This is a genomic window from Pseudomonas sp. AK181, assembly GCF_051122975.1.
GTDB classification, from domain to species: Bacteria; Pseudomonadota; Gammaproteobacteria; order Pseudomonadales; family Pseudomonadaceae; genus Aquipseudomonas; species Aquipseudomonas lactis.
Map to the genome: position 1 here is coordinate 5,712,662 of NZ_CP146348.1, position 22,164 is coordinate 5,734,825.

General features: G+C 59.7%; 21 protein-coding genes and 1 pseudogene. 12 read left to right on the forward strand and 10 right to left on the reverse strand.

Annotated features, from left to right (window positions below):
- Positions 1–8: 8 nt before the first annotated feature.
- Positions 9–518, forward strand: coding sequence for an adenylyl-sulfate kinase (locus V8689_RS26175; RefSeq protein WP_232243903.1), 510 nt, complete (start codon positions 9–11; stop codon positions 516–518).
- Here the strand turns inward: V8689_RS26175 and V8689_RS26180 are convergent.
- The 3 genes from V8689_RS26180 to V8689_RS26190 are packed head-to-tail and all read right to left on the reverse strand — an operon-like array spanning position 487 to position 3,210.
- On the reverse strand, positions 487–1,776 hold the full coding sequence (locus tag V8689_RS26180) for an ISL3-like element ISPpu12 family transposase (RefSeq protein ID WP_004574636.1): 1,290 nt from the start codon (positions 1,774–1,776) through the stop codon (positions 487–489). The genes V8689_RS26175 and V8689_RS26180 overlap by 32 nt on opposite strands.
- A 21-nt stretch (positions 1,777–1,797) precedes the next feature.
- On the reverse strand, positions 1,798–2,310 hold the full coding sequence (lspA, locus tag V8689_RS26185) for a signal peptidase II (protein ID WP_003821921.1): 513 nt from the start codon (positions 2,308–2,310) through the stop codon (positions 1,798–1,800).
- 3 nt (positions 2,311–2,313) lie between these two features.
- Positions 2,314–3,210: a cation transporter gene (locus V8689_RS26190; RefSeq protein WP_004364974.1), complete on the reverse strand. Its 897-nt coding sequence runs from the start codon at positions 3,208–3,210 to the stop codon at positions 2,314–2,316.
- 95 nt (positions 3,211–3,305) lie between these two features.
- Between V8689_RS26190 and cadR the strand changes: the two genes are divergently transcribed.
- The 6 genes from cadR (at position 3,306) to V8689_RS26220 (ending at position 8,172) form a co-directional block, all read left to right on the forward strand.
- Entirely contained in the window at positions 3,306–3,713 is a 408-nt protein-coding gene (gene cadR / locus V8689_RS26195; protein ID WP_009403731.1) for a Cd(II)/Pb(II)-responsive transcriptional regulator, read from the forward strand.
- Between the two features lie 122 nt (positions 3,714–3,835).
- Positions 3,836–4,021, forward strand: coding sequence for an adenylyl-sulfate kinase (locus V8689_RS26200; RefSeq protein WP_232243906.1), 186 nt, complete (start codon positions 3,836–3,838; stop codon positions 4,019–4,021).
- A 696-nt stretch (positions 4,022–4,717) separates the two neighbouring features.
- Positions 4,718–5,497, forward strand: a complete 780-nt coding sequence (locus tag V8689_RS26205) for a PhzF family phenazine biosynthesis protein (protein ID WP_056786987.1) — start codon at positions 4,718–4,720, stop codon at positions 5,495–5,497.
- Positions 5,498–5,533: 36 nt separating this feature from the next.
- On the forward strand, positions 5,534–7,363 hold the full coding sequence (gene ggt, locus V8689_RS26210) for a gamma-glutamyltransferase (protein ID WP_056786990.1): 1,830 nt from the start codon (positions 5,534–5,536) through the stop codon (positions 7,361–7,363).
- A 265-nt stretch (positions 7,364–7,628) separates the two neighbouring features.
- Positions 7,629–7,871 carry a hypothetical protein gene (locus tag V8689_RS26215; protein WP_223816888.1) on the forward strand — a complete coding sequence of 81 codons (243 nt, stop codon included), beginning with the start codon at positions 7,629–7,631 and terminating at the stop codon, positions 7,869–7,871.
- Positions 7,858–8,172 (forward strand): helix-turn-helix domain-containing protein, encoded by a 315-nt coding sequence (locus tag V8689_RS26220; RefSeq protein WP_019817027.1) that lies wholly within the window; start codon positions 7,858–7,860, stop codon positions 8,170–8,172. The genes V8689_RS26215 and V8689_RS26220 overlap by 14 nt, the downstream gene beginning before the upstream one ends.
- Positions 8,173–8,194: 22 nt before the next feature.
- Here V8689_RS26220 and ddlA read toward each other — a convergent pair whose 3' ends face one another.
- Positions 8,195–9,292, reverse strand: coding sequence for a D-alanine--D-alanine ligase (ddlA, locus tag V8689_RS26225; protein ID WP_056786995.1), 1,098 nt, complete (start codon positions 9,290–9,292; stop codon positions 8,195–8,197).
- Between the two features lie 161 nt (positions 9,293–9,453).
- Between ddlA and V8689_RS26230 the strand changes: the two genes are divergently transcribed.
- Together V8689_RS26230 and V8689_RS26235 are read left to right on the forward strand one after the other, a co-directional pair.
- Positions 9,454–10,263 (forward strand): AraC family transcriptional regulator, encoded by an 810-nt coding sequence (locus V8689_RS26230; protein WP_056786997.1) that lies wholly within the window; start codon positions 9,454–9,456, stop codon positions 10,261–10,263.
- A 450-nt stretch (positions 10,264–10,713) separates the two neighbouring features.
- Positions 10,714–10,950, forward strand: a complete 237-nt coding sequence (locus tag V8689_RS26235; protein ID WP_003188310.1) for a hypothetical protein — start codon at positions 10,714–10,716, stop codon at positions 10,948–10,950.
- 465 nt (positions 10,951–11,415) lie between these two features.
- On the opposite strand, the gene V8689_RS26240 is transcribed toward V8689_RS26235, so the two are convergent.
- From V8689_RS26240 to V8689_RS26255, 4 genes and pseudogenes are all read right to left on the reverse strand, one after another.
- Positions 11,416–11,991, reverse strand: a complete 576-nt coding sequence (locus V8689_RS26240) for a flavin reductase family protein (RefSeq protein WP_056787000.1) — start codon at positions 11,989–11,991, stop codon at positions 11,416–11,418.
- 60 nt (positions 11,992–12,051) lie between these two features.
- The gene (locus tag V8689_RS26245) at positions 12,052–12,483 is read right to left on the reverse strand and encodes a methyl-accepting chemotaxis protein (RefSeq protein ID WP_370712620.1); all 432 of its coding nucleotides are present in this window, start codon (positions 12,481–12,483) and stop codon (positions 12,052–12,054) included.
- A 156-nt stretch (positions 12,484–12,639) separates the two neighbouring features.
- Positions 12,640–13,368 (reverse strand): annotated as a pseudogene (locus V8689_RS26250) (PAS domain-containing protein); the annotation flags it as partial.
- 96 nt (positions 13,369–13,464) lie between these two features.
- Positions 13,465–13,797, reverse strand: coding sequence for a DUF2790 domain-containing protein (locus V8689_RS26255; RefSeq protein WP_044271288.1), 333 nt, complete (start codon positions 13,795–13,797; stop codon positions 13,465–13,467).
- 226 nt (positions 13,798–14,023) lie between these two features.
- On the opposite strand from V8689_RS26255, the gene V8689_RS26260 reads away from it, so the two are divergent.
- The 3 genes from V8689_RS26260 (at position 14,024) to V8689_RS26270 (ending at position 17,749) form a co-directional block, all read left to right on the forward strand.
- Entirely contained in the window at positions 14,024–15,343 is a 1,320-nt protein-coding gene (locus V8689_RS26260; RefSeq protein WP_056787045.1) for an OprD family porin, read from the forward strand.
- Positions 15,344–15,680: 337 nt separating this feature from the next.
- A complete protein-coding gene (locus V8689_RS26265; RefSeq protein WP_003188303.1) occupies positions 15,681–16,355 on the forward strand; it encodes a heavy metal response regulator transcription factor in 675 nt (224 codons plus the stop codon).
- On the forward strand, positions 16,352–17,749 hold the full coding sequence (locus tag V8689_RS26270) for a heavy metal sensor histidine kinase (RefSeq protein WP_056787005.1): 1,398 nt from the start codon (positions 16,352–16,354) through the stop codon (positions 17,747–17,749). Before V8689_RS26265 ends, V8689_RS26270 begins: the two co-directional genes overlap by 4 nt.
- Positions 17,750–17,885: 136 nt before the next feature.
- Here V8689_RS26270 and V8689_RS26275 read toward each other — a convergent pair whose 3' ends face one another.
- Together V8689_RS26275 and V8689_RS26280 are read right to left on the reverse strand one after the other, a co-directional pair.
- Positions 17,886–21,029: a CusA/CzcA family heavy metal efflux RND transporter gene (locus tag V8689_RS26275; RefSeq protein WP_056787008.1), complete on the reverse strand. Its 3,144-nt coding sequence runs from the start codon at positions 21,027–21,029 to the stop codon at positions 17,886–17,888.
- Between the two features lie 18 nt (positions 21,030–21,047).
- A complete protein-coding gene (locus tag V8689_RS26280; RefSeq protein ID WP_056787010.1) occupies positions 21,048–22,154 on the reverse strand; it encodes an efflux RND transporter periplasmic adaptor subunit in 1,107 nt (368 codons plus the stop codon).
- Positions 22,155–22,164 lie beyond the last annotated feature (10 nt).

Below are 22,164 nucleotides of genomic sequence, written 5' to 3' on the forward strand. Positions count from 1 at the left end.
TGTCTTTCATGCCCCCGTCACTGGTACTACCGTCACATCCCCTGCGTACCCCGGACCTGGTGCCCCACCCGTTTGAGATCGAACGCCAGGCCCAGTCCACCCTCAAAGGGCATCGCTCATTGCTCTTGTGGTTCACCGGTATGTCGGGGGCCGGCAAGTCGTGCATTGCCAACCGCGTGCAGGCCGGCCTGCACGGTAAGCGGCTGCACACCTGCCTGCTTGACGGCGACCGGCTACGCCAGGGCTTAACCGCCGACCTGGGCTTTGCCGATAACGACCGCAAGGAAAACATTCGGCGCACGGCCGAGGTCGGCAGGCTGATGGTAGATGCTGGGGTCATCACCCTGGTCTGCCTGATCTCGCCCTTCGAACAGGAACGCCGCATGGCCAGGGCGCTGTTCGTCCCCGGCGACTTTATTGAAATATTTGGGTATACGGATTTAATGGTTGATGGGGCACCTTCACCCCATCAATCTGATACCACCCTCAGATGGTTGATAGATCGACTCCGTAGTTGAGTTCCTCTGCGAAGTCCGGCAGTCCGTAACCGATGGTTTTCTTGTAGAAAGGAGAGACCTTCGCAGTCGGTGCCTTCTTCTTGTGCTTCGTGGTGTAGAGCATTCGTGCCCGCATCACCTCGAAGGAGTAACCGCGCCCTTCACGGTTCTTGTCCTTGGCCAGTCGGTTGATGGACTCCGTGTAAGCGTTGGTGACGGGCATGTCCGTCTCGAAGTAGGTCATGGTCTCTTCGCGCCAGTTTCCCACTGCCCTGACCAGATCGCTCCAGACTTCCTTTTGGCCCTTCGGGATGGTGGCTATCCACTCGTCCAGGGCGGCTTCTGCCTGGAGCCGTGTGGTGGCGTCCCAGATGCCGTAGAAGCGCTCCTTGTGCTCGTAGGCGGCCAGCAGTTGCGGGAACGCGCCTGTCCAGGTCTCCATGATGAGGCGCTCCCGGTCTGAGACTTCGTGAGCGCGTTTCAGCAGGATTTTCCGGTCTCCCTTGAGAGTCCGGCTCTGGGACGGTTTCAGCTCCTTTCTGAGGCCCTTGCGCACTCTCTCTAGGGCATCGTTGGCCATGCGCACCACATGGAACTTATCGACCACGATACGGGCCTGGGGCAGCACAGCCTTGACCGCTGCCCGGTAGGGGTTCCACATGTCCATGCTGACGATCTCGACCTTCTGCCGGTCTTTCAGCTTCATCAGGTAGTTGGTCACCACGTCCTGGCGGCGGGTGGCCAGCAGGTCGAGCAGGGTTCGCTCCTCAATGTTGGTCAGAATGCAGCGGTAGCGCTTGTTCAGGTATAGCTCGTCAATGCCCAGGATGCGGGGCGTCTCGAAGCGGTGCCAGCGCCCCAGGAACTCGGCGCGGGCGTTGAAGATGTCGCGCACCGTCTTCTCGTCCAGGCCGGTCTGTGCCGCCACAAAGGTGTAGGGGTGGTTGAAGGATTCCTTCTCCACGTACTCATGCAGCCGCAGTGTCATACGGAATCCGTCCACCATCTCCGGTAGCTGGGGCCTGAATGTTGTCTTGCAGGCCCGGCAGGTGTATCGGCGGCGGACCACCCAGAGAGTGACCCGCTTGCCGTGGATGGGCAGATCACGATAGGGAACGTCACGCTTGCCGAACCGTACGAACTCACCCTGCACGCCGCATTCCTCGCAGGCGATGGGATCGGGCACGTCCACCTGGAAGTGCATTTCGTCGTCGGTTGATTTGCAGCCCAGTACTTGGTATTGCGGCAGGTGAAGGATGTTGTCGGGAAGTTCGGTCATGGTGTTGTATAGGCGTAGGTGTCAGTCAGATCCATCCGACTCGGCATTGGTGTTTGCTTTTTTACCCAACAAGCTGCTGGAAACGAAAAGTAAGGCACCGAGGACAATTGCAATATCAGCCAGGTTGAAGGCCGGCCAATGCCAGTCTCGCCAATAGAAATCAAAGGAATCCACAACATAGCCGCGAAAGACCCGGTCAATCAGGTTGCCCATGGCGCCACCGAGGATAAGACTGTAAGCGATGGCTTCTCCTTTATGACGATTTTCAAGGATCAGCTTGATCAGAAAAATCGAGACCACTACCGCGATTCCGATAAAAAAGTAGCGCTGCCAGCCTCCACCATTCGCAAAAAGACTGAATGCGGCACCGGTGTTCCATAGGTGCACCCAGTTAAAGAACGGGGTCACCGAAACATACTCGCCATAGGCCATTGATTGCTGCACCAGCCACTTTACAGCCTGATCAGACGCTGCCAGCAGGCCCGATATGGACAATAGGGCATACGGCGAGAGCTTTTTGCCAATAATGAGCATTATTTAACCCTTCAACGCCAAAATGCGTCTGGCACCGTTAAGTACAATGCCCCCCGCGATGGTGCCGATAATCAGATCCGGATAATTGGAACCGGTCCACGCGACCAGGGCGCCGGCGGTGATGACCCCCAGGTTGATCACCACGTCGTTGGCCGAGAATATCCAGCTTGCCTTCATGTGCGCCCCGCCTTCCCGATGTTTGGATATGAGCAGCAGACAACTGGTATTGGCAATCAATGCGACGAATGCGATAGCCATCATCACCAGCGATTCAGGCTCACTACCGAATACAAAGCGTCTCACCACCTCTACGAGCACGCCCACAGCCAAGATCAGTTGCAGTACACCAGCAAGATGCGCGGCACGTACCTGCATTTTCACGCTATGTCCAACCGCATAAAGGGCAAGCCCGTACACCGCCGCATCGGCAAAATTGTCCAGGGATTCTCCAATCAGGCCGGTGGACCGGGCGATCAGACCGGCAGTCATTTCCACCACGAACAGAAGTGCATTGATGCCGAGCAACCAGCGCAGGGTCCCGGATTCTTGCTTAGCAGAAGCTGCCGAAAACTCGGCGGCCTTGATGGTCTCCGGATTTGCAGCGACGGTTTCCTGAAGCGAGGCGCCTAGCCCCAAGGTCTTCAGTTTCGAGGTGACGGGCTCGACCTCGCCGTCATGCACGACCTTCAGCCGGCGGTTCGACAAGTCGAAGGACAGCGCCCGAATTTCCTCAAAGCCGTTCAGGGCTAGGCGAATCATTCGTTCTTCTGATGGACAGTCCATCTTCGGCACGGCATAAACACTGACCCATCTCCCTGGCGCCTCGGAGGAGGCCTGTATATCGGTATCCGCTGCGGACGTTGCATCACCGCCACAGGCGCCACCACAGGATTTGCTCATGATACGACTCCACTTGAACAATGTTGTGGTACCATTTAAAACTATAAAGCTACTATAAGGTCAATAGAGTAAAGAATCCGTTGGGGAGGAGGCTGATGCGCATTGGTCAGTTGGCGCAGTTGGTAGGGGTCGAAACACAGACGATCCGCTTCTATGAACAGCAGGGCTTGTTGCCGCCGCCTGATCGGCAGGACAACGGTTACCGTGTCTATACCGAGAAGCATGGTGAGGGGCTGGCCTTCATCCGTCGCTGCAGAATCCTGGGCCTGTCACTGGCTGAGATTCACGAACTACAGAGCTATGAGGACGACCCTCATCAGCCTTGTACCGCCGTCAACGCCTTGCTCGATGATCACATCTCTCATGTGCGGTCGCAGATAACCGCTCTGCAAGCGCTTGAGAAACAACTCGTTTCACTGAGAGCGAGTTGCAACGATGACCGGGAAGTTGAGGCGTGTGGGGTTCTTGCTGGAATTAGCGAAGGAAACATGCACCAGCAGTAGGTGAAGCATCAACCAGATAATCCGATGAGATGCCGGTCTGTCTCACTCTCATGCAAAGGTAAGATCAACCATTTAATCCGCTTACCCAAATATTTATCGATGCGCCTCTGCATGTCCTGGAGCTGCGCGACCCCAAGGGCCTCTACGCCAAGGCACGCAAAGGCCTGATCAAGAATTTCACCGGCATTGACTCGCCCTATGAACGCCCGGAGGCCCCCGAAATTGTCATTGACAGCACAACCTCCTCAATCGAGCAGGCCGCACACACCATCGAGAGTTTCCTCAAACGCCAGCGGGTATGGGGGTAACCGTTACATCAGCAACAGGCAAGCACTACGAAACACTTGTTGTCGTCCAGGCCGGTTTCAACGGTGTGGCGGCGTCCAATAAAACCAAGCATCGGAAGCTCGTACCAATACGCTTAGCACTAACTGGTTAGCGCCGAAGCCGCAAACGACATCCCATCTGCGGAGATAGCTTGTTTGACGACTGTCGCCAACACCAAAGTCATTAAGACTTTCAGACCAAGCCCCTGAACATAGGAAGGCTCCGCATTCCTATGTTCAGGGGCTCACATCAAAATAACGATTAGCGGCTAACCATCTAATCCAACATCACCCGCAAATCCAGTTTTTCCAGCCTATTTGGCTAGTAATGCCACTCGGAGGCAATGGACGCCATGTTTTGGTAGATCAGTCCGAGGTCCGTCGTTTTGTCGAGACGCACGACATTATGCCAAGATCAGGTATGAGAGGTGCATTCGTTGAGATCCCGGCGGCATGTATGCCTATATGTATGCCAACCTGACTTAACAGCTAAAAATAATAATAAATACAGTAGGTTATGAATTTGGTTCAAATGACTGTGTAGCCACCAAGTACTAAAAACGGCTTACCGAAAGGTAGGCCGTTTTTTTATGCGCGCAAAAAAACTCCCCAACTGTATTTTGACGCTCCCCAGCCCCACTGTTAGTGTCCAGCCTCCCCTCAACACGGAGTGCCACGATGCAACTGGACATCTACCAAGTCGACGCTTTCAGCCACCATCCCTTCGGCGGCAACCCGGCAGCAGTGTGCCCACTCACTGAGTGGCTGCCCGACGAGCAACTGCAGCAGATTGCGGCCGAGAACAATCTTTCGGAAACCGCGTTCTTCGTACCCCGTGGCGACGTCTATGAGTTGCGCTGGCTCACCCCGCAAGTGGAGGTGGACCTGTGCGGCCATGCCACGTTGGCAGCCGCGTGGGTATTGATCCACAAGCTGGCGGACGCCCCGCAGGTGTTGCGCTTTGCCACCCGTAGCGGGGAGTTGCGGGTAACACGCAACGGCGATGAGCTGGCGATGGATTTTCCGGCCAAGAACCCCGAACGCTGCGAGCCGCCCCACGGCATGTTGAGCGCCCTGGGGCTTGAAACCGCCGAGGTGTTTGGCACCGACGACTACATCGTGCTGGTGGAAGATGAAGCCCAGGTAGCGGCCCTCACACCAGACTTCGCACGGCTCAAGGGCCTGCCTAAACGCGGGATTGCGGTAACCGCCAAAAGCACGCGGTTTGATTTTGTCTCGCGCTGGTTCGGCCCGAATGTCGGCGTCAACGAAGACCCGGTTACCGGCTCGGCGCACACCTCGCTGGCACCGTTCTGGGCCGAGCGCCTGGGCAAATCGCAATTGAGCGCCGAGCAAGGCGGGCAGCGTAAGGGCCAGTTGCGCTGTGAGCTCCAGGGTGACCGGGTGATTATTTCCGGCAAGGCCGTGCTGTACATGCAAGGCACGATTTACCTGTAAAACGCAGTACCCCAAGGACAACAGCCCCTTCTCACCATGAACGGAGTTCAGCGCGTGTTTTTGATTTCCCGCCGCAGCCTGACAGTCATCGCCGCCGCCCTGGCCCTTGCCGCCTGCCACACGCCGGTCAATGAACAGCCACCGGCCCCGGAGTTGGGCTCGGGCTATCGCACCGACCTGAGCACCCGCCACGCCGAGCGCCATATGGCTGCCGCCGCCAACCCTCTGGCCGCCGAAGCCGGGCGTGAAATGCTGCGCCAAGGCGGTTCGGCCATTGATGCGGCGATTGCCATGCAAGCGGTATTGACCCTGGTGGAACCGCAGTCGTCCGGCATCGGCGGCGGTGCGTTCATCATGCTGTGGGATGGGCACAACGTGCAGGCTTACGACGGCCGCGAAACAGCACCGGCCGGGGCGACAGAGCGTCTGTTCCTGAAGGCCGACGGTACGCCGATGGCGTTCACGGATGCGCAGATTGGCGGGCGCTCGGTGGGCACGCCAGGGGTATTGCGCGCCCTGGAGATGGCGCACAAAAAGAGCGGCCACTTGCCGTGGGCCAAGCTGTTCGAGCCGGCGATTCGCCTGTCGGAGCAAGGCTTCGCCATTTCCCCACGCTTGCACAGCTTGATCGCCGCTGACCGCTTTATCGCGCAATCACCCGACATGGCGGCGTACTTCCTGAATGCCGATGGCTCGCCAAAAGCCACCGGTACACTGTTGAAAAACCCGGCACTGGCCGCGGTGTTCAAGCGCATCGCCAAGGAAGGGCCAGACGCACTGTACCAAGGCCCGATTGCCGAGGAGATCGCACGCAAAGTGCAGAGCCATCGCAATGCGGGCAGCTTGTCCCAGGCCGACCTCAAGGGCTATGCCGCCAAGCAACGCGCACCACTGTGTACCGACTACAAACAATGGAAGGTCTGCGGCATGCCACCGCCGTCCTCGGGCGGGATAGCCGTGGCGCAGATCCTCGGGACACTGCAGGCCCTGGAAACCCGCGACCCGCGCCTGGCCATCGCCCCGATGACACCGGTCAAGAGCGCTTCGCCGGCCGGGCTTGAGCCGACACCCGAAGCCGTGCACCTGCTCGCCGAAGCCGGGCGACTGGCCTTTGCCGACCGCGCACTGTACGTGGCCGATGCAGACTTCACCCCCGTCCCGGTCGCCGGCCTCGTCGCGCCAGGTTACCTGGCACAACGCGCCACGCTGATCGGCGAGCGCAGCATGGGCATCGCCAAGCCCGGCCAACCCGCCGGTACTCAGGTGGCGTACGCACCAGACCGCTCGCCGCTGCGCATCTCCACCTCCCAGGTGGTGGCGGTGGACGACCAGGGCGGCGCCGTGTCGATGACCACCACGGTGGAAGCGGCGTTCGGCTCCCACGTGATGGTCCAGGGCTTTTTGCTCAACAACCAGATGACCGACTTCTCGTTCATTCCCGCAGAAAACGGCCAGCCTGTGGCCAATCGCGTACAACCGGGCAAACGCCCACGCTCGGCCATGGCGCCGACCCTGGTGTTCAACCGCAACACGGGCGAATTGCTGGCTACCGTCGGCTCCCCCGGCGGCTCGCAGATTATCGAGTACGTGAGTAAATCTCTGGTCGCCATGCTCGACTGGAAGCTCGACCCGCAGGCAGCCATCAGCCTGCCCAACTTCGGCAGTCGCAATGGTGCTACCGAGTTGGAAGTTGGACTGTTCAGCCCGGCGCTGAAACAGGCGCTCAAGGACAAGGGCCACGCCCTGAGCGAGATCGAGATGACCAGCGGCGTGCAAGCCATCGTGCGCACACGGGATGCCCAGGGCAAGGTGACGCTCAGTGGCGGCGCTGACCCTCGGCGTGAAGGTGAGGCGTTGGGTGATTAGATCTATTCGTACAGGCTTATAAAAAAAGACCTGCAACCTTACGTCTTTAATCCTACGCGGAGTGCCAGAACTCAAAGTGCCATGTCATCTTTTGCGATAAAAACCTTCTTGAGCAGCCCCTTCTCACCTGCGATTTTCTGGCCCGCCCTTTCTTGCCAGAGGCTACGTCAAAGACGTAGAATTTCGCGTGCTCACTCTCATAGAATCCCCTCTCTTCAGCAGGCAATGGCCTGACTATTGGACTGAAGATGAAAAAGGTATCTTCATGGCGTTTCTCGCCAGCCATCCTGATGCTGGAAATGTCATTCCGCGCTCGGGAGGTTGCCGAAAGATACGCTGGAGCCTGGAGGGCCGGGGTAAAAGTGGATCAGTGCGGGTTATCTACACCACACAACTGGAGTGCGGAGCAGTCGTCGCGCTACTGATTTACGGCAAGAGCGCCACGGAGAATATTCCGGCACATATCCTGTACAAAATCGCAAAGGAAATGAACCATGCCACTCACTGATAAAGAACTGAAGGAACGTGACGCCAAACGCAATATAGGCGAAGAACTACTGACAGCCATTCAGGATGTCAAAGCGGGACGCTACGGTGCCGTGCAGCACGTTGAGGTCACTCAGGCTGCCGAAGCAAGAAGCAAGACAGGGCTCTCACAACCCAAATTTGCCGAGCTTCTGGGCGTGTCAGTAAGAACCCTTCAAGAATGGGAACAAGGGCGTCGCGCACCTTCCGGAGCAGCACGTTCGCTACTGCATATTGCGGCCATAAGGCCGGACGTTTTTCGCGAAGTGCTCAGTAACGCCTGATTGCGTTACTGCTTCGGGCCAATCACTGGCGGCTGATCTTCAACCCCTTGCGCCCCGCATGCCGCTCCAGCGCCAGCTCGATCAACCGGCTCACCAGTTCGCTGTAACTCATGCCCGCTGCCTGCCACAGCTTGGGGTACATGCTGATGCGGGTAAACCCGGGCAGTGAGTTGATCTCGTTGATCAGCACTTCGCCGCCCTGCGTCAGGAACACATCCACCCGCGCCAACCCGGCGCAGCCCAGCACTTCAAACGCCTCAATGGCCAGGCTGCGGATCCGCTCGCTGGCGTCATGACTGATCGCCGCCGGCACCACCACCTGGGCGGCCTGGCCGTCGATGTATTTGCTGTCGTAGGAATAGAAACCACTGCTCACCACGATCTCGCCGCAACCGCTGGCGATGGGCTGGTCATTACCCAGCACGGCGCATTCGATTTCGCGGCCCTGCACGGCGGACTCCACCAGCACTTTTTCATCAAACCCCAACGCCAGTTCAACCGCTGCGCGGTATTCGGTTTCGTCACTGACTTTGCTCACGCCCACCGACGAACCCTGGTTAGCGGGCTTGACGAACATCGGTACACCGAGCTTGCCAGCGGCCGTTTCGAACGAGGTGCGCGCCGCGTTAGCTCGCGTGAGGGTGATGAACGGCGTGACCGCAATACCCGCGTCACGCAGCAGGCGCTTGCTGATGTCTTTGTCCATGCACACCGCCGAGCCGAGCACGTCGGAGCCGACGAAGGGCAAGTCCGCCATGCGCAGCAAGCCTTGCAGGCAACCGTCTTCACCGAGGGTGCCGTGGACAATCGGGAAGATCACGTCGATGTGTTCCAGCACGCCCTGGCCGGAGGTTTCCACCACTTGCTGGCTGGCCTTGCCAGGCACCACGGCCAACTCGCGGTTGGACTGGTTGAGGGCGATGAGCGCCGGGTTTTCCTGGTTGAGCAGGAAATTGGAGGTGTCATTGAGGTGCCAGTGGCCGGCCTTGTCGATACCGATCAAAACCGGCTCGAAGCGTGAGCGATCAAGGGCATCGACAACGTTGCGCGCCGATTGCAGCGAGACCTCATGCTCCGCCGAACGCCCACCAAAAATAATCCCTACCCGCACCTTGCTCATAACCGGCCTCACTGTTGAAAGTAAGGCTTCTTACCACGGGTGGTCAGCGATTCGCTACCCGATGTGCATTGCCCAGCACCTGCACAATCGTACAAGACCCCGGCAGACAACCGGTGCAGACTCGGTTAACGTGTTTCCACCTCCTTTTGTGACAAGTCACCATGGGCAACCCTACGCACTCCCTCGACTGGCTGCACCGTGCGCCCCACGCCAGTGGCCTGGACCGTATCGAGGCGTACTTTGCCGGCTTTGCCTTCGACCCCCATCGCCATGACACCTACGCCATCGGGCGCACGTTGTTCGGCGTGCAGAGCTTTCATTATCGCGGCGGCACCACCCACAGCCTGCCCGGCACCACCATGGTGATCCACCCGGATGAAACCCATGACGGCCGTGCCGGCAGCGAAGAAGGTTTCAAGTACCGGATGATTTATGTGGAGCCGGCGCTGATCCAGCAGATCCTCGGTGGGCAGCCATTGCCATTTATCCCCGGCGGCTTGTCCACCGACCCACGGCTGCACCGCGCCAGCGAAGTGTTGCTGCAAAGCCTGGATTGCCCGATAGACCCGATGCAAGAGCAAGACGCAATGTTCGACCTGGCTCACGCGTTGAGCGATGCGTCCGGTGCCCTCATCCGCCGTAAATCCTTCGACTACATCGCGGCCGAACGCGCCCGTGAATTCATCCACAGCGCCCTGGGCCGCAGCATCACCCTGGATGAAATTGCCGACCACGCCGGCCGCGACCGCTGGGCGTTATCGCGGGATTTTCGCGTGTTGTTTGGCACCAGCCCCTACCGCTACCTGACCATGCGACGGCTGGACCTGGTGCGCCATTTATTGGCCCAAGGCCAATCGTTGGTGGATGCGGCCATGACCGCAGGCTTCACCGACCAAAGCCACATGACCCGCCAATTTCGCAGTACCTACGGCATGCCGCCGTCGCGTTGGGTGAAAATGCTCGGACGCTGAGTGCTGGGTTGGAATACGTTCAAACTGTGGGAGCTGGCTTGCCTGCGATGCAGACACCTCGGTGTATCAGGCACACCCTATTGATGCCATCGCAGGCAAGCCAGCTCCCACAGTTGGATGTGGTCGTGTTACTGGCATTTGGTCATGGTTTGTAAAGGGCCAGCAAGCCGTGTCCCTTTCAATTGCAGGACGTTTCCGAGACAATCCCCGCCGCCTTGTGCCTGTTGGAATCGATGGCTAGTCTTCGGTCCGTCACTGCTTTTTCAGTGATCGGGTTTAGCAGCCCGAACTCAATAGGCACAGGTTCACCTATAAGTTTATGGTGGCTGTGCGCGGGGCACTTTCGGGTGCGCCGGTTTTCCTATTGACCGGTCTGCTAACCCGCGTACAGCTGCCACCTTACGTTTAGCAGCGTAAGTGGTCGCTCCCTTGCTCAATAGGAGTTACACCATGACCAAAGCACTTCCCGATCCACCCATGGATTGCCTCGTCGTCAATGAAGAGCTCAGCTTCGAAGACGCTCAACTCTACATTTCCCATCTGATCAACAGCGCATCGGCCACGGTGTGGGACTGTTGCGATCACCTCCAACCCCACGACCGCGCCCGAATCCATGCCGCATGGCATCTGCTGGAGATGGCCAAAACCGTGGTAAACCGCACCATCGAGTGCATGCCGCGAACCTGAAAACACCACAACCCCCATGTGGGGCTCGCCTGTAACCACGATGCGAAGCGAGCCGCTCTTGATCTGCTCTTGATCTTGATCTCAAGCGCCCCGTTAAACCACGCTGGCCGGAATTCGACAGGGATTTGGGGGGTAAACCGGCAGGGATGCCGGTTTAGCCGCCCCGCGCCATGGATGGCGCGTGGCGGCGGCCCCCCAAATCACTGGCGGATTACGGGCACACCGAGCCTAAGCGAGGTGCCGAGTGGTGGGGCAAGAGCCCTTTGGTTACTTTGGGGCTTTTCCAAAGTGACCCGCCGTCAGGGCGGAACCCTAAGTGGCCGTTACCTAAATAACGGATATGTACTCAGTCAAATCCAACATCCCGGTCGGCTGTCAGGCCGCCATCGCAGGCAAGCCAGCTCCCACATTATGATCTTCGTTGCCTTGAGCATGCGTTCGCTTAACTGGGGCATGCCGCCTCAGTCAGAGCTGACGCCCGACAACCGGTTCGCCAATGGCCAGAAAATTCCCACCCGCCACATGGTGCAACGTGCGCAGTTCATCATGCCCTTCAAAATGCCAGTGGCCCTCACTGAATACCCGCTCATCAGCATAAGCCGCGACCACTTCGCCCAGGAACAGGTCATAGGCCTGCTGATTATGCGGCTCGGGCAGCAGGCGGCACTCCAACCAGGCCACACAGCCTTCCAGCATAGGCGCCTCGGTGTGCTCACCGCTGAAGCTGTGCAAGCCGTAGGCCACAAATTTATCGGTTTCAACACCGCGGGTATTGCCCACCGTCTGCACCAGATCAGCCTGCGCAACACAAGGCACCTGCAACACAAAGGTGCCAGCACCTTCCAGTAGCTGGCGGGTCCAGGTGGCCTTGTCGAGCACCACCGCGACTTTCGGTGGTTCGAAATCCAGCGGCATGGCCCAGGCCGCGGCCATGATATTGCGCTGACCGTTGTGGGCTGCGCTCACCAACACGGTCGGCCCGTGGTTGAGCAAACGGTAAGCTTTGGACAGTGGGACGGGGCGACGGAACGTAGGGCTCATGGTCGATCAGCTCTGCAAGCGAGAAAAGACCTAAGATACCTCAAGCACAAGCCCCACAGGTCAGCTCGACAGCTGATTGGCAAACTGCCCGACCGCACTCACCACTTTTTGCGCACCGTCTTGAATCTCAACGATCACGGTGCCCGCCTCGGCCGCCAGGGCCAGGCCCTGCTCGGCTTGCGCACGACCGTCGGCCATCAAGGCCACCGCGTCGCGGGCCATGTCCTGGTTCTGGCGCACCACACCAACAATTTCCTCGGTGGCTTTGCTGGTGCGTGACGCCAGTTGCCGCACTTCGTCGGCCACCACCGCAAAGCCACGCCCCTGCTCCCCGGCACGCGCCGCTTCGATGGCGGCGTTGAGCGCCAGCAGGTTGGTTTGCTCGGCAATGCCGCTGATGGTCTTGACGATGCTGCCAATCACTTGGGACTGGGCATTCAACGCCTCGATGCCTTCGCCGGCTTGCTGCATGTGCTGGGCCAGGTCGCGCATCACGTCCACGGCCTGGGTGACCACGGTGGTGCCGCGCTGGGCGCTGTCGTCGGTTTGCAACGAGGTGCTGTAGGCGATATTGGCGGCCTCGGCCACCGCCTGCTCGCGGTTGACCTGCTCGGTAATGACCGTGGCGAACTTGACCACTTTGTACAGCCGCTCATTGGCGTCCACCACCGGGTTGTAGGTGGCCTCCAACCACACCAGGCGGCCGTGGCTGTCCACACGTTTGAAACGTGCGGCGACGAACTCACCGGCGTTCAGGCGCTTCCAGAACTGTTGGTATTCGGCACTGTTGTATTCCTGCGGTTCACAGAACATACGGTGATGCTTGCCTTCGATCTGCGCCAGGCTGTAACCCATGGCGCCGAGGAAGCGGTCATTGGCGGTGAGCACATGCCCTTCCAGGTCGAACTCGATCAACGCGGTAGAACGCATCAACGCAGTGATGAGGTTTTCATGTTCACGCGAGCTCTCGATGGTGCGGGTAAGGTCGCTGGAGAACATCGAAAACTGCTTGATGCGCCCCTCCGAACTGCGCACCGGCTGCACGATTGAGCGCAACCAGGCTTCCTTGCCATTGCCACGCATCAGGCGCACGGCGCCGGCAAAGTGTTCGCCGCGGGCCAGCGCGTGCTTGAAGCGCAGTTGGAACGGGTCCTGGCGCACATGGGCGGGCACTAGGTCTTCGATCGCACGCCCGACAATCTCACCCAGCGAGTAAGCCAGTTCCTGCAGGAAATTGGCATTGGCCCACTCCACGCGGCCTTCAGGGTCCAGTGTCAGGCAGAGCATTTCGCTTTCCAGGCTCTCTTTCACCTGGAGCAAGCTCGACAATTCTTCGCGCAGAGCGGTCAGCTCTTGCTTCAGGCGGGTGTTGAACATGGGGCACCGTTAGGCAAGTGAGGTGGGTGTTCTAACCTGCATCGGCGCTGCCGGGGTTTTCTGAAGAGCGCTTGAGCCCTGGGCCCAACTATATTTTCAACCGCCATTGTTACGGCATACGCCCATGACCTGATATTCCAGGGTATTGAGCTTGCCGCTGGAGTCTTCGTAGGTCATGCGCGACGGCACGGCGTTGCACGAACGGATCGGCGGCGTCACGTTGACCACCTTGGCAATGTCCAGATCCATGCCATAGCGGTAGGCCTGGACCTCGGGCACCGGCTTGCCTTTTTTGATGGCGTAGGCGGCCATGGCTTTCTCATTGCGCTCCATCATCAGGGCAAAAGTACGATCCCCGCCCCCTTCGGCCAGTGCGCCAAATGACAGGACCGCGGTTAACACACCCAAACCTAATTTATAAAAGTTCATCACAGGTTCCTCGACTGGAAAGTTCAGTGTCGAGAGTAACCAGTGAACCCTGACGCCAGGTTCACCAGAACATTACTTATTTGTTAGATGGCCTTTAGTTTCCAAAATTGTAATGTGCAAGCCATGCAGCTGTTATCCGCCATTTGCAACTATCAGCCAGGGCCAGATCAATAAAAACGCCCACCTCTATAAGAAGCCGATAACTGCCATCACCGAGGAGCGCATCATGAGCATTCGTCATTACACCCTTCCCTTTTCACTGATGGCTGCACTGCCCATGGCCGCCATGGCAGTGGAGGACAAGCCCGAGGGTTTTATCGAGGGCAGCCGCATCAACGTGCTGGCACGCAATTTCTACTTCAACCGCGATGACCGCAAAGGCCAGTCCAGCCCCACCGGCAATGGTTATTCCGAAGCCTGGGCCCAGGGCTTTATTGGCAAATTCGAATCCGGTTTTACCCAGGGCACCGTGGGTTTTGGCCTGGACGCGTTCGCCATGTACGGCCTTACCCTTGATTCGGGCAGCGGCCGCAGCGGCGGCAAAGGCTCGTTCGGCGTACTGCCGGTAAACAGCGACAACCAGCCGGAAAATAGCTACAGCAAAGTCGGCGGCGCGGCGAAACTACGGGTGCTGGACACGGTGATCAAGGCTGGCGACGTGTTTCCACTCACCCCGGTGGTGGCCTACGGCGACTCTCGCTTGTTGCCCGAAAGCTTTCGCGGCGTGACCCTGCAAAACACCAGCGTGGAAGGCTTGAGCTTGCAAGGCGGGCGCCTGAGCGGCATGAGCCAGCCCAGTGAAAGCGGCATGAATAAAGGCTTTGCCACCTTCTATGCCGGCAAGGTCGACTCGCCCTGGATCGCCTACTTCGGCGGTGACTATCAGCTCAACAGTTACCTGGGCTTTAGCCTCTACAGCAGCCGCCTGAAGGACGCATGGGATCAGTACTACTTCGGCAGCAACGCCAATTACGCGCTGAGCGACGACGTGTCGCTGTTCGGCGACTTCAACTATTACAAGGCCGTGGACGAAGGTCAGAAACGGCTCGGTGAGTTCGACAACAACATCTGGAGCGCCAGGCTCGGGGTCAAGGTCGGCGCCCACAGCGTGGCCGTGTCGCACCAGCGTAACAACGGCGACGATGATTTCGACTACCTGCGCCAATCAGACTCGATCTTTCTCAATAACTCGATCCAGTACAGCGACTTCAACGCGCCCAAGGAGCGTTCATGGATGGTGCGCTACGACCTGGACATGCAGGCGTTCGGCATTCCCGGCCTGTCGTTCATGACCCGCTACGGCAAAGGCACCGGCGCCGACTACAGCAACGCCAATGCCGTGTATATGCGCCGCGATGCAGCGGGCAACCCCTTGACCGATCAACGCCGCTGGGAACGGGATATCGAGGCCAAGTACGTGGTGCAAAGTGGGCGGTTGAAGGACTTGTCCCTGCGCTTGCGCCAAGCCACGGTACGCTCCAGTGCGTTCGAATCAGACCTGGAAGAAGTTCGTTTTATTGCCGAATACCCATTGGCCGTGCTGTAGCCCTTACATTCGCTCGCGATTAACTAACATCTGTTCACAAATAGCCGGTTATCAAAATTGTAATATTGGCCTCAGCTTCCCGTTAAGTTGAGCTTTGTATACTCGCTTCAACTTATTCACCCGAGCACATTCATCTCTGAAGCTTTTGTGTAGCTCCTTTGGAAAGAGATGAATTTTTAACGCCCCGCTTGGGGCGTTTTTTTTGCCTGCGGTGCATGCGACCGACGGTCGCAGTTGACCCTAGAGTTACTTCAGCCTTCAGACTTTTCCCACTTCCGAAACCGCCGCCATAGGGAAATGGGCGCCTTCTCTCCCCTAATTCAAGAGGTAACCCCCCATGCGTATTCTTGTGGTTGAAGACGAGCAGAAAACCGCCGACTACCTGCAACAGGGCCTGAACGAAAGTGGCTACGTGGTCGACTGCGCCGCCAATGGTATCGACGGCCTGCACCTGGCCGGGCAACACGCCTATGAACTGGTGATTCTGGACGTGAACCTGCCGGGCAAGGATGGCTGGCAAGTACTGGAAGAATTGCGCCGCAACGGCACCCAGCGCGTGATGATGCTCACCGCCCGTGGCCGGCTGGCCGACAAGATCAAGGGTTTGGACATGGGCGCCGACGACTACCTGGTCAAGCCGTTCGAGTTTCCCGAACTGCTGGCCCGCGTGCGCACCCTGATGCGCCGCAGCGAGCACATTCCACAGCCGGAAGTGTTCCGCGTCTCGGACCTGGAACTGGACCCGCGCCGCCACCGCGCTTATCGCGGCGCCCGGCGCATCGACCTGACCACCAAGGAGTTCGCCCTGCTGCAAGTGCTGATGCGCCAGGCCGGCGAAGTGCTGACCCGCACGCAGATTATTTCCCTGGTGTGGGACATGAATTTCGACTGCGACACCAATGTGGTGGAAGTCTCCATCAGCCGCCTGCGCGCCAAGGTGGATGACCAGAGCGAGGTCAAGCTGATCCACACCATTCGTGGCGTGGGCTACGTGCTGGAAGCGCGCCCATGAAGACCGGCAGCCTGTCGATGCGCCTGGGCCTCACGGTCAGCCTGATGGGCGCGGGCCTGGTGTTGCTGCTGGCGACCCTGGCCTACCTGGCCCTCACCCATGAGCTGGAAAAACTCGCGCGCAAGAACCTGGAAAGCAAGATGGAGCAGATCCAGCACAGCCTGGCCCTGGGCCTGGACGCCCATGGTATTCGCGCCCGCCCACACTCACTGATGGACCTGGTGATGGGCCACGACAACTTCCACCTGACCATTGTCGGCACCGCACCCGATAACAGCGTACTGCTGAACGTCGGCAGCAAGCCTCAGGAACCACTGCTCACCGACTTCAAGCCACGGGAAACCCTGGGCTACCTCAATTGGGTCGACAGCTACGGCAACCAGATACTCAGTGCCTCCAGCCTGATGCGCCTGGCCAGCGGTGAGCGCGTGCGGGTGCTGCTGTCCCTGGACCGCATGGACGACCAGGCGCTGCTCAGTGCCTACCTGCGCGCCACGCTGATTGCGCTGCCGCTGCTGTTGATACTGATTGGCATGGGCGCCTGGTGGCTGGTGCAACGCGGCCTGGCGCCGTTGAAGCAGTTCAGCCAGGTGGCGGCGAAAGTCACCACCCAAGACCTCACCCATCGCTTGTCCGTGGACAACCTGCCCCACGAACTGGGTGAACTGGCCCACGGCATCAACGTGATGCTCGACCGCCTGGATGCCGGGGTGCAGCAACTTTCGCAGTTCTCCGATGACCTGGCCCACGAGCTGCGTGCGCCCTTGACCAACCTGATGGGCAAGGCCCAGTTGACCCTGTCGCGCCAACGCCCGCCGCAGGAATACAAGGCGGTGCTGGAGTCCAACACCGAAGAGCTCGAACGCCTGGCGCGGATTGTCAGCGACATGCTGTTTCTGGCACAGGTCAGCCACCCGGCGGCGCGGGCCTCCTTCACCGAGGTGTCCCTGGCGCAGGAAGCCCAGCGCGTGATGGAATTGTTTGCCCTGAGTGCCGAAGACAAACACGTGACCCTGAGCCTGCGCGGCGATGCCTGGGTGACGGGCGACCGGCTGATGATCCAGCGGGCGATTTCCAATTTGCTCTCCAATGCCATTCGCCACACACCCGAGGCCTCCACCGTGTTGCTGTTGGTGGAGACTTACGAGCAGAGCGTATCGCTGTCGGTGGGCAACCCGGGGCGTGGCATTGAAGCGCACCACCTGCCGCACCTGTTCGAACGTTTCTACCGCGCCGATAGCAGTCGTACCCGCGCCGAGGGCGGCACCGGGTTGGGGTTGGCCATTGTGAAGTCGATCATGCATTTGCATCAGGGCCATGCGCATGTCACCAGCCAGCCTGGGCGTTTTACGCGGTTCAGCCTGGTGTTTCCCCAAGGGGCTTGCTCTCTGTAGGAGCGAGCTTGCTCGCGAAAAACGTCAACGATAACGCGTGTTTCCTGAATAAACACGGCGCCTATGAGTTTTTCGCGAGCGAGCTCGCTCCTACAGGTATTAGGGCAAGCCTTTATTTTGCAGCGTTCTCAAAGTATCAGGCGGTCTCTTCATCGCGGCGATGGGCCCACTGATACAACGCCGGCAGCACCAGCAATGTCAGCAAGGTCGAGGAAATAATCCCGCCAATCACCACTGTCGCCAATGGGCGCTGTACTTCGGCGCCGGTGCCGGTGGCGAGGGCCATGGGGATAAACCCTAGGGACGCCACCAGCGCGGTCATCAACACCGGGCGCAGGCGCGTCAACGCGCCTTCGTGGATCGCCACCGATAACGAGCGGCCTTCCTCGCGCAGGTTTCGGATGAAGGCAATCATCACCAGGCCGTTGAGCACCGCCACGCCCGACAAGGCGATAAAACCCACGCCCGCCGAAATCGACAGCGGAATATCGCGCAGCCACAGCGCCATGATCCCGCCGGTGAGCGCGAAGGGGATGCCGGTAAACACCAGCAGGCCGTCCTTGAGGTTGTTGAACATCATGAACAGCAAGCCGAACACCAGCAGCAACGCCACCGGCACCACGATGCGCAAGCGGTCAGAAGCCTCCTTCAGCTGTTCGAACTGGCCGCCCCAGGTGGTCCAGTAACCGGCGGGGACTTTCACCTGGGTGGCGATGGCGGCCTCGGCCTCCTCGACAAACGAGCCGATATCGCGACCACGCACGTTGGCGCTGACGATCACCAGGCGCTTGCCGTTCTCGCGGCTGATCTGGTTGGGGCCCAGCACCAGGTCGAGGCTGGCAACCTGGGACAAGGCGATAAAGCCCAACTGCCCCGAGGTATTACTCGCCAGCGCCGGCACCGGGATCAACAGGCGTGACAAGCCGTCGATATCGGTGCGCAACGTGTCGGACAAGCGCACCACCATGTCAAAACGCCGATCGCCCTCGTACAACGTACCCGCCTGACGCCCACCGACCGCGACGGCAATGGTGTCCTGCACATCACCCACATTCAGGCCAAAGCGAGCGGCCTTGTCGCGGTCGATATTGATGGTCAGCACCGGCAGGCCGGAGGTCTGTTCCACCTTCACTTCCGAGGCGCCGTTGAGCTTCTGCAAGGTCTCGGCGATTTCCCCGGCAGTCTGGTTGAGCACCGCCATATCATCGCCAAACACCTTCACCGCCACATCGCTGCGCACCCCGGAAATCAGCTCGTTGAAGCGCAGCTGGATTGGCTGCGACAGCTCATACACGCTGCCTGGCACAATCGCGCTGGCCCGTTGGATATCGGCGATGATTGCCTCGCGGGACTTCTTCGGGTCTGGCCATTGGTCCTTGGGTTTGAGCATCACGTAGCTGTCGGAGATATTCGGCGGCATCGGGTCGGAGGCGATTTCCGCCGTACCGGTGCGCGCAAACACGCGCTCGATTTCCGGCACTTGGGCCAGCAAGGTTTTTTCCAGTTGCTGCTGCATCTGCACCGATTGGGTCAGGCTGGTGCCCGGCACACGCAGCGCCTGTTGGGCAAAGTCGCCTTCGCTGAGGCTGGGGATAAATTCACTGCCCATGCGGCTGGCAACCAGGCCCGAGACGACGATGGTCAAAGCGGCCAGGCCGAACACCAGGGGCCGACGCACCATCACCCAGTTGAGCACCGGGTCATACACCCGGCGCGCACTGCGCATGACGAAGTTTTCTTCTTCCTTGACCTTGCCGGTGACGAACAACGCAATCGCCGCCGGTACGAAGGTCACCGACAAAATCATCGCGCCGAGCAAGGCAATCACCACCGTGAATGCCATGGGGTGGAACATCTTCCCGGCCACGCCCGTGAGGGCGAAGATCGGCAGGTACACCACCATGATGATCAACTGCCCGAAGATCAACGCACGTCGCGCCTCCTTGGCCGCGGCGAACACTTCGTGCAAGCGCTCACTGCGGGTCAGCAACCGGCCATGACGGTGTTGCGCATGGGCCAGACGGCGGATGGCGTTCTCGACGATCACCACCGCTCCGTCAACGATGATGCCGAAGTCCAGCGCGCCCAGGCTCATCAGGTTGGCGCTGACTTTGTTGGTGAACATGCCGGTAAAGGTGAACAGCATCGCCAGCGGAATCACCATCGCCGTGATCAGCGCTGCACGGATGTTGCCCAAAAACAGGAACAACACCGCCACCACCAGCAACGCACCTTCGAAGAGGTTTTTCTTCACCGTGGCGATGGCTTTTTCCACCAGGTTGGTGCGGTCGTAGACGGTGACCGCTACCACGCCGTCGGGCAGCGAGCGGTTGATCTCCTCCAGCTTTTTCGCCACCGCCTGGGACACGCTGCGGCTGTTCTCACCGATCAACATGAACACCGTGCCCAACACCACTTCACGGCCATTTTCGGTGGCGGCACCGGTGCGCAGCTCGCGGCCAATGTCGACCTGGGCCACATTGCGTACGCGGATCGGGGTGCCGTCCGAGGTGGTGATCACGATGTTGGCGATGTCGTCGATAGACGCCACCTGGCCCGGTGCGCGGATCAACAACTGCTCGCCGCTGCGCTCGATATAACCGGCGCCGACGTTGGCGTTGTTGCGCTCCAGCGCGGTGACCAGGTCATTGAGCGTCAGGTTGTAAGCGGCCAGGCGCTTGGGGTCTGGCGCAATCTGGTATTCCTTGGCGAAGCCGCCGATGGTATTGATCTCGGCCACGCCTGGCACGTTGCGCAATTGCGGCTTGATGATCCAGTCCTGGATCACCCGCAGGTCGGTGGGTGTGTAGGGCGTGCCGTCCTCTTTGCGCGCGCCGTCCTCGGCTTCGACGGTCCACAGGAAAATTTCCCCGAGGCCGGTGGAAATCGGCCCCATCGCGGTTTCGATGCCATCGGGCAATTGCTCACGGGCCACTTGTAGGCGTTCGTTGACCAGTTGCCGGGCAAAGAACAGGTCGGTGCCGTCCTTGAAAATCACCGTGACCTGGGACAAGCCGGAACGCGACAACGAACGCGTCTGCTGCAGGCCCGGCAGGCCGGCCATGGCGGTTTCGATGGGAAAGGTGATGCGCTGCTCGGTCTCCAGCGGCGAAAAACCGGCCGCCGCCGAGTTGATCTGCACCTGCACGTTGGTGATGTCCGGCACTGCGTCGATGGGCAGTTTCTGATAGCTGGCGATGCCGACACCGGCCATCAACAGCACTGCCAGCAGCACGACGATGCGCTGCTCAATGGCGAATTGGATAAGGCGCTCAAACATGGGGAATCACTCGCAGGATCAATGGGCGTGTTCGGCCGAGCCTTTGCCCAGTTCGGACTTGAGGATGAAGCTGCCAGCCGTCGCCACCTGCGCGCCGGCCTCCAGGCCTTTACGCACTTCGACGTAGCCGTTTTCACTGACGCCCAGTTCAAGATGACGGGTGATAAAACCATCTGCGGTGCGCACAAACACCGAGGGTTTGTCCTCGACGGTCTGGATTGCGGTTTGCGGCACGGTGACCTTGGCCTGGTAGGTATCGGTGGCCACTTGCACGGCCACGAACAAGCCCGGGCGCCAGGCGTCGTCGGGATTGGGGACCGTCACGCGCACGGTGGCGGTGCGTGTCTGCTCACCGAGCAAGTTGCCCACATAGGCCACGGTGCCCAGCACTTCGGTGCCCATTTCCGTCGAGCTGACTTTCACCGGTTTGCCCACGCGAACCTTGTTCAAGTCCTTGGGAAATACGCCGAAGGTGACCCACACCTGGGACAGGTCCGAGAGAGTGAAAGCATTGCTGGTTTCACTGACCACCTCGCCCACCCCCAGGTGTTTTTCCACCACCACACCGGCGAAGGGCGCACGCAGTTCATAACGATTGCCGCCGGCCAGCACCGCGCTGCCGCTGAGGGCGGTCATCTTTTGCCGCGCATTGTTCAGGGCGATTTCGGCTTCTTGCAGGGTTTGCCGCGCCAGCAGGTAATCCTGTTCGGCAGAGATTTTGTCCTGCCACAACTGACGCTCGCGCTGGAAGGTAGTGCGCGCCAGTTCGACCCGGCGCTCGCTGGCGGCCAGTTCGCTGCGCTGGTCGGAAATCTGCTGGCTGGCGATCACCGCCAACAGTTCGCCCTTCTTCACCGACTGGCCCAGGTTGACCTTCACCGCCTCCACCACACCCGCTGCGCGGGGCACGATGTGGGAGGTGCGGTCTTCATCAAAACGCACCTCGCCCGGCAGCGTCAGCACGGTGCTGATGGCACGCGGTTGCGCCTGGGCCAACTGGATGCCGGCGGCTTGAATCTGCTGCTCGGTGAGTTCGAGCTTGCCTTCTTCTTCCTCGGCGTGGGTGAGGCCCGATAGCATCAGGCCCAGGGCGACGGCGAGCGCCATGCCATGTTTTTTGTTCATCAGGAGACTC